Below are 7,805 nucleotides of genomic sequence, written 5' to 3' on the forward strand. Positions count from 1 at the left end.
AGTACAATGTACCAAGCAGGTACCAAGTGTCATGTACAAAGTATTAAAATTTGAATGCCTGAAAAAGGTTGACAAAAAAACGTCAACTGTATGAAAAAGCAAACATAAAAAATGGAAATAAATACAGCGCTCTTAAAAGAAATCTGTGAATTGGCGGGAGCACCTGGATACGAGAAAAGGGTTAGGGATTTTGTAATGGAGGCAGTTAGCCCCTATGTAGATGAGGTAAAGACAGATAATTTGGGTAATGTCATTGCCATAAAAAAATCCAAAAATAACCCTGAAGGAAAAAGGGTGATGGTGGCTGCTCATATGGATGAAATTGGTTTTATGGTAACCCATATTGATGATCAGGGATTTGTAAGATTCCATACTTTAGGCGGATTTGACCCCAAAACCCTCACTGCACAAAGAGTCATTATTCATGGAAAGAAAGACTTGGTAGGTGTTATGGGAAGCAAGCCCATTCATGTTATGAGTGCTGAGGAAAAAACCAAACTTCCCAAAACCACTGATTTTTTTATTGATCTTGGTATGACCAAAGAAGAAGTGGTGAAGTATATCTCCGTTGGGGATCCGATTACCAGGGACAGGCAACTCATAGAAATGGGAGATTGTGTCAATTGTAAATCCATTGATAATCGGGTGGCAGTTTTTATCCTCATTGAAACCTTAAAACTGATAAAGAATCCTGCTTTTGATGTATACGCTACATTTACGGTACAGGAAGAAGTAGGCTTGAGAGGAGCCAATGTGGCTGCTCATGGCATTAATCCGGATTTTGGGATTGCCTTGGATACTACCATTGCTTTTGATGTACCGGGAGCTCAGCCCCATGAAAAAATTACCGAATTAGGTAAAGGGGCCGCAATCAAAATCATGGATGCTTCTACCATCTGTGATTACAGGATGGTAGCCTTCATGAAAAGTACAGCAGACAAACACAACATTAAATGGCAGCCAGAAATCTTGACGGCAGGTGGCACCGATACCGCAGGTGTGCAACGCATGGGTAAGCAGGGAGCCATTGCCGGGGCGATTTCCATTCCTACCAGGCATTTGCACCAAGTCATAGAAATGGCAAATAAGGAGGATATAGCCAATAGTATTCTTTTATTGAAAGCCTGTTTGGAAGATATGGCCGGATATGGCTGGGGGCATTGATTTTTTTGGGCAAAGGGGAAAAGTTGTCCTCACTCAGATGGGTTGCTAATGACAAGGATAGGCTTATTAAAATAGCTGGCCTTTTGCTGATGGATGGCTTCATATTTAATTTTTTTAAAAAAGTTGTCCTCACTCAGATGGGTTGATAATGTCAAAGGCTTGCCCTTGTCATTTCGAACGAAGAGAGAAATCTAATTATAATTTAATGAGAAATCTTCTCAATCCTCCATAACTTCTCTATTTAGAATATCCCAGTTTGGATTGTTTTCACTGATTAATTTCTCCTTTTTCTCCCTTCTCCATTTTTTGATTTCCTTTTCCCTGGCAATGGCATCTCTTACATATTGATAAGACTCCCAGTGCAAAAGGAATTTACACTTATACTTGGCTGTAAAGCCTTCGGGATTGTATTTGTCAGTATGCTCCGATAATCTTCTTGACAAGTCATTTGTCATCCCAACGTAAAGCACTGTTTTGTTCTGATTTGTTAAGATGTAGACAAAATATTCATGCCTTCTCATAAAAATGGAATCTTAAAAGTTATACCTAAAAATAGTAAAAATTTTTTTTGAATAGACCTCTCCTCGCTCAGATGGGTTGATAAAAGCAAAGACTTCCCCTTGTCGTTTAGATCCGCCGTGGCGGAGAGAAATCTTCTTTGTTTTAGACCTCTCCTTCGTCGAGGTGACAAAGGAGAGGTTTATTTGAGTAGTGGTCCTTTTGCTATTGGATGGCTTCATATTTATTTTTTTTGAAAAAAGTTATCCTTACTTAGGTGGGTTGATAATGCCAAAGGCTCTACCTTGTTATTCCGACCAGAGGAGCCTGTCCCGCAGCATTGCGGGAAGAAATCTATATTATGGAATAAAACAGAATGACAGAGATTTCTCCTCCTCGTTCCTCGTCGTCGAAATGACAAGGATAGGCTTATTTAAGTAGCTGGCCTTTTGCTGATGGATTACTTGATTCTAATTTTATTAAAAATAATTGTCCTTAAAAAAACATTCTCATCCCAAACCCTGTTAATATATCGCGCACGATATAAATTCAAAACTTATGCATAAACTTTATGAAACAACAGCCTACGCAGTAGGTGGGAGAAACGGTAGGGTCAAATCAAATGATGGCGTCCTGGACCTGGAAGTCAGGCTGCCCAAGGTATTTGGAGGATTAGGAGGAAGCTATACCAACCCCGAACAGTTATTTGCGGCAGGTTATGCTGCTTGCTTTGATAATGCCCTAAATTATATTGCTAAAAGTCAAAGATTGGCTATTTCTTCAAAAGTGACAGCACATATAGCCTTGGTACAGGGAACCCCCACCGCTTGGGATTTAGATGTGACCTTAGATGTGGAGATCAATGGACTTGAGGAGGCAGAAGCTAGAAAATTATTGGATATGGCACATGATAGTTGCCCTTATTCCAGGGCAATAAAAGGAAATGTGGAGGTAAAAATTAACTTATTGTAATATGGGAACGACATTTTATGAATTCAATGCCAAAACCCTTCAGGGAAAAGAGGTTTCCATGGAGGAGTTTAAGGGGAAGACGGTTTTGGTGGTCAATACGGCAAGCCAATGTGGGCTGACCCCCCAATATGAGGGTTTGGAAAAACTGTTTGAAAAATACAAGGATAAAGGCTTGGTTATTTTGGGTTTCCCTTGCAATCAATTTGGCAATCAGGAACCAGGGGATGAAAAATCGATTTCTGATGGATGTGTTTTGAATTATGGGGTAACATTTCCTATGTTTTCCAAAGTAGACGTCAATGGCAATACAGCCCACCCTATTTTTAAATATTTAAAAGGCAAACTTGGCGGGCTATTGGGTTCAAGAATCAAATGGAACTTTACCAAGTTTTTGATCGACCCTAAGGGGAGGCCGGTGAAGCGCTTTGCGCCAATTACCAAACCTGAAGCCCTTGAAAAAGATATCCTCAAATTATTAGAAAGTCAAAATAAATGAGCGGGGACTTCCTTACTCTAGAAGCTAAGCCCGGGTTGACAATCCTGCAGCATATAGCCAGAGTTGTTTTGGGTTTTGCTTTGGCTTTTGCAGGCATCAGCCACTTGACCTTTAACCGTGGGGAGTTTCTGGCCCAGGTCCCTAACTGGCTACCCTTAGATGCTGATCTGGTAGTTATCCTCTCAGGAGTAATGGAGATTGTACTTGGATTAGGGCTCATCTTCATGCTTTCAAAAAGCATTCTTTTTGGACTTTTGACAGGTATATTTTTTATCTTGATTTTCCCAGGGAATATAGCCCAGTATATCAATGGCATAGATGCTTTTGGTCTGGACACTGATAGGGCAAGATTGATCAGGCTTTTTTTTCAACCCATCTTGGTACTTTGGGCCATCTGGTCCACAGGTGCCTTGACTTATCTGAAATTATTGAAAAAACAAAATTAATTTTAGTCTGGATATGGAGCAGCTCAAACTTGAAAACCAGATTTGCTTTCCCTTTTATGCCATCTCCAGGTTGATCACCCGGGCCTATCAACCTTATCTGGAAAAATTGGGGATTACCTATCCCCAGTACCTTGTCCTTTTGGTGCTTTGGGAAAAAGATGGCTTGGCGGTTCAGGATATATCCGAAAAGCTTATCCTGAATACCAATACGCTTACGCCTTTGTTGAAAAGAATGGAAACCATGGGCCTGGTTAAAAGGCAAAAGGCGAAGGAGGATGAAAGGAAAGTGGTGATCCACCTGACCCGGGAGGGGAAAGCATTACAAGCTGCGGCGGCATCAGTCCCATTAAAACTGCTGGAAAATATGGGAGATATGGCAGTTGATTTGGATGAATTGGTTGGTATGCGGGATAAAATTCAGGAATGGATAGGATGCATGGGGAATAAATGAAATGCAAAGAGCAAATGGAAGAAATAGTTCTTTGCAATTTTCATTTTCTAAGTGGGGCTGATTTTTATGGATATTGGATATGGTTGGATATTGGAACCATGTAATCTGGTATATTTGCTCCTTCCGGCCAGACTTTATTTTAATCCGAATTCTAAGATATTTTCAAAGTAACGTTAAGTTGCTAAGTTAAATAAGCGGTAGGCAGTATTAAGTGAATCTCATAATGTTGAAACCTAAATCGACTAAGTAGGAAGGGGGGAATGACGATCCCGTACGTACGGGAGGCCGGCTCCGGCCTTGCTGGGGGACGGAACGTTAAGAAATGATCCCTTTGGTCCCGATAGCTCGGGATTTAGTGACAGCCTGTCCCGAGAGCAAAGCGATTCGGGAGGCCAGGATGTGGGGCAGTGATTCCGTCGTCTTGTCCCGAGCTATCGGGATTGGTTACTTTTTGTGTCAAAGCCTGTCCCGCAGAATTGCGGGGACAAAAAGTTACTAAAGGAAATAACCTCAATCTTATTCTCATTTAGGTTGATTCAGAATTTCCGATTTATTAACATTAGGAATAAGTTAGATGGAAATATGTATTATAATTTCTACGCCACGGCGCAAAAGTTATTACGACTTCATCTGCCGCGGATATAAACAATGTTTTCACTGAATCTAGCTCATTCACCATAGAGATGACTATGCTTCATTCGCTAAATACTTGATTCTTTTGTGTTTTGAACCCTCACAACGAAACCTAATGAATAATTCGGGTTTAAGTTTTAATCAAATATCTTTACCTCCAAACCACACAAAATTTATGAATCCTCTGGTGCAATCCCTTACGCTTCCTTGCGGGGCGGTCATCAAAAACAGAATTTTCAAATCGGCAATGAGTGAAGGTTTGGGGGAGAAAGGAGGTTCCCCCAAACCTGCCCTGTCCAAATTGTACCGTATTTGGGCAGAGGGAGGCATAGGTTTATGTGTTACCGGAAATGTAATGATCGACAGCAGGGCTTTGGGTGAGCCGGGCAATGTAGTAATTGAGGATGAGCAGAACTTGGAAGCCTTGCGAACTTGGGCAACAGCCGCCAAGGTGAATGGAACGCATTGTTGGGTACAACTCAACCATCCCGGTAAGCAGGCACCCAAAGGGCTGAACAAAGAAAATGTGTCCCCTTCTGCCATTCCTTTTCGCAAAGACATGCAGGCCTTTTTTGATACGCCAAGGGAACTGAAAGAAGATGAAATTTGGGACATAGTAAAGAGGTTTGGAAAGGCATCTGAAGTCGTCAAAAAAGCCGGTTTTTCAGGTGTACAGATTCATGGGGCACATGGCTATTTGGTCAGTCAGTTTTTATCTCCCAAGCATAACCAAAGGATAGATGCTTGGGGAGGCAGTCCCGAAAAACGCAGAAAATTTGTCGGGGAGGTTTACAAGGCCATTAGGAAAGCAGTAGGGAATGAATTCCCTGTAGGTATCAAACTGAACTCTGCGGATTTCCAAAGAGGAGGTTTTACGGAAGAAGAATCCTTAGAGACCATTCAACTTTTGACGGAAATGGGTATTGACCTGATTGAAATTTCGGGAGGTACTTATGAGGCTCCTGCTATGGTAGGCGGTAAAATGAAACAAAGCACTTTGGAAAGGGAAGCGTATTTTATGGATTTTGCCGTCAAAGTTCGGAAAGCGGTGGATGTTCCCTTGGTCCTGACAGGAGGTTTTAAAAGCTATCAGGGGATGAAAGCGGCCATTGAATCTGGGGATGTGGATATGGTGGGTTTGGCCCGCTTACTGGCAATTGAGCCGGATGCTGCACATCAACTATTGGCGGGTAAAGACCCCCTGCATAAGATCGAAAAAGTCAAGACCGGTTTTGCACCGATTGACCGGATGAGTGTGATGGAGACGGTTTGGTACAGGGAGCAGTTGGAGCGTATCGGGGAAGGTAAGGGCCCTAAGCCCAATTTGTCTGCTTTTTGGGTATTTCTGAAATATGTGTTCAGGTTTGTGTTTAAAAGGAAAGGGATTTGGAAGGAGAGGGCAAGTTAAATACTCTTGTCAAAAAAAATCATACCAAATGAGCTAAATCAGATATTTATTGATATTAAGATATGGATTGATATTAATTGTCCCGGATTCCTAATTGATCATGAATCTTTTTTTGGAGGCGTTGGGCGATCACATGCTTGGGATCCAGGCTTAGGGTTTTGTCGATGAGCATGGCAGCTACCTCATATTCCCCCTTTTCAAATGCGATATATCCATAGGTAAAAGGAATGATGGGTAAATCGGGATTTTCGAGGCGTTTTTCGAGTTGAAGGGCGGTTTTGAGGGCTAGTTCAAATTGCTTGGTTTCTGACAATAATTGGGCTTGATAACTCATGAGAAAAGGGATCAATTCCCGATCTTTTTTTTGGTGTTTTTCCAAACTGTCCAATGCTGCTTTTGCCCCATATATCCCATGAATCACCTCAATGTATTCTGCATGAACGTATTTTTCATGGGGGAAATATTTCAGAAATTCCGAGAAATGCTGCTCTGAGGTTTGGTAGAATTGCTTGACTTTGACCGGTGTTATGGCGATGCCTCTGTCCTTTGAATCTATGATTTCCAGACTTGCGAGATAAACTTCCATCAATCTTTTTTCCCAACCCTCTAACCTATTCTTTTGCTTCTTAAGTCTTTCGAAAATAGCTGCCCTTTCTTCGGGATCATGACTGATGCGGCCCACTTGGCTCCAACCCAGTAAGAAATCAGGATCCAATTCAACGGCTTTTCTGAAAGCAACTTCCGCCTTTTGCCATTCTCCATTGTCAAGGATATACTCCCAGCCTTTTTCATAGGACTTCAAAGCCTCGGCATTGTTGGTGCCATAACTGAAATTTTTTTCCTGGCCAAAGCTGAATTGGCTCAGGAAGGTCAGTAATAAAAAACTGTATAATCTCTTTGTCATTTCTGGTAAATTTAACCCGAATTCCAAGATTTTGAAAAAGTATTGTGAACGAACTAACTTAAGCTTACTTATGGAAAATAGTAACAAGAAAATCTTATACAATGTAAACGAGATCAACTTAGTAGATCAGGGGAGGAATGACGACGGACCGGGCCGGCTCCGGCCTTGCGGGCTGATAGGATTCCGTCGTCTTGTCCCGAGCTATCGGGATTGGTTACTTTTTGTATCAAGACAAAAAGTGACAAAAGGAAATAGCACAATTTATCTTCTCAGTCGGTTTAAGATAAGATTTCTGCTTAAAATCACACATAGTTGTAGACGGATTAATTCATTAAGGTTCATAATGTTTTCGGAAGGATAGAAATTCTAATGCATATTTTAGGTTTATGCAAGTTCCAATTGACGGGTTTGATCTTCCAGTCTTTTATTCATCACAAAAAACCAAAGTGGCGGTACCAAAGCTATCAGCATGCTGCCTGGATATCCAGTGGGCAATTGTGGACTTTCTTCCATATGCCGAAGGATTTGGTATTTTCTAGAGGCCAAATAGTGATGATCTGAATGTCTGGTCAATTCAAAAAGAACAATCCTCCCCATTTCATGGTCTGAATTCCAGGAATGTTTGGGCAGTACCCGCTCAGGCCTTCCGCTGGGCAGCATTTTCCTTCTTAAGCCATAGTGCTCGATGTAATTGATGGTTTCCAATAGCAGCACCCCGATCAAGGCAATGGCCAAGGCATAGGGCAGCATGCCCCAACCGAATATTCCGACAACAACCAGCAGATAAGCAGTTTGGTAAACTGTGAAACGGATCATTTCATTTTCCCAAGAGA

At 41.7% G+C, this 7,805-nt stretch carries 9 protein-coding genes; 6 read left to right on the top strand and 3 right to left on the bottom strand.

Annotated elements, in window-relative coordinates; genetic code table 11:
• Nucleotides 1-111 precede the first annotated feature (111 nt).
• The gene (locus tag QZT73_RS10015; RefSeq protein ID WP_291787918.1) at nt 112-1,164 is read left to right on the top strand and encodes a M42 family metallopeptidase; all 1,053 of its coding nucleotides are present in this window, start codon (nt 112-114) and stop codon (nt 1,162-1,164) included.
• Between the two features lie 218 nt (nt 1,165-1,382).
• On the opposite strand, the gene QZT73_RS10020 is transcribed toward QZT73_RS10015, so the two are convergent.
• Nucleotides 1,383-1,685, bottom strand: a complete 303-nt coding sequence (locus QZT73_RS10020) for a GIY-YIG nuclease family protein (protein ID WP_291787920.1) — start codon at nt 1,683-1,685, stop codon at nt 1,383-1,385.
• 535 nt (nt 1,686-2,220) lie between these two features.
• On the opposite strand from QZT73_RS10020, the gene QZT73_RS10025 reads away from it, so the two are divergent.
• From QZT73_RS10025 to QZT73_RS10045, 5 genes are all read left to right on the top strand, one after another.
• Nucleotides 2,221-2,634 (top strand): organic hydroperoxide resistance protein, encoded by a 414-nt coding sequence (locus tag QZT73_RS10025; protein ID WP_291787922.1) that lies wholly within the window; start codon nt 2,221-2,223, stop codon nt 2,632-2,634.
• A gap of 1 nt (nt 2,635) precedes the next feature.
• Nucleotides 2,636-3,130 carry a glutathione peroxidase gene (locus tag QZT73_RS10030; RefSeq protein WP_291784888.1) on the top strand — a complete coding sequence of 165 codons (495 nt, stop codon included), beginning with the start codon at nt 2,636-2,638 and terminating at the stop codon, nt 3,128-3,130.
• Nucleotides 3,127-3,576, top strand: coding sequence for a hypothetical protein (locus QZT73_RS10035; protein WP_291787924.1), 450 nt, complete (start codon nt 3,127-3,129; stop codon nt 3,574-3,576). Before QZT73_RS10030 ends, QZT73_RS10035 begins: the two co-directional genes overlap by 4 nt.
• 13 nt (nt 3,577-3,589) lie before the next feature.
• Complete coding sequence (locus tag QZT73_RS10040; RefSeq protein WP_291787926.1) at nt 3,590-4,027, top strand: MarR family transcriptional regulator; 438 nt, start codon at nt 3,590-3,592, stop codon at nt 4,025-4,027.
• 808 nt (nt 4,028-4,835) lie between these two features.
• Nucleotides 4,836-6,068, top strand: a complete 1,233-nt coding sequence (locus tag QZT73_RS10045; RefSeq protein WP_291787927.1) for an NADH:flavin oxidoreductase/NADH oxidase family protein — start codon at nt 4,836-4,838, stop codon at nt 6,066-6,068.
• 73 nt (nt 6,069-6,141) lie between these two features.
• On the opposite strand, the gene QZT73_RS10050 is transcribed toward QZT73_RS10045, so the two are convergent.
• Together QZT73_RS10050 and QZT73_RS10055 are read right to left on the bottom strand one after the other, a co-directional pair.
• Complete coding sequence (locus QZT73_RS10050; protein WP_291787929.1) at nt 6,142-6,972, bottom strand: hypothetical protein; 831 nt, start codon at nt 6,970-6,972, stop codon at nt 6,142-6,144.
• Nucleotides 6,973-7,356: 384 nt separating this feature from the next.
• On the bottom strand, nt 7,357-7,805 hold a 449-nt coding region (locus QZT73_RS10055), incomplete at its 5' end, for a fatty acid desaturase (protein ID WP_291787933.1).

Source organism: Cecembia sp., from assembly GCF_007126775.1.
Classification (GTDB): Bacteria; Bacteroidota; Bacteroidia; order Cytophagales; family Cyclobacteriaceae; genus Cecembia.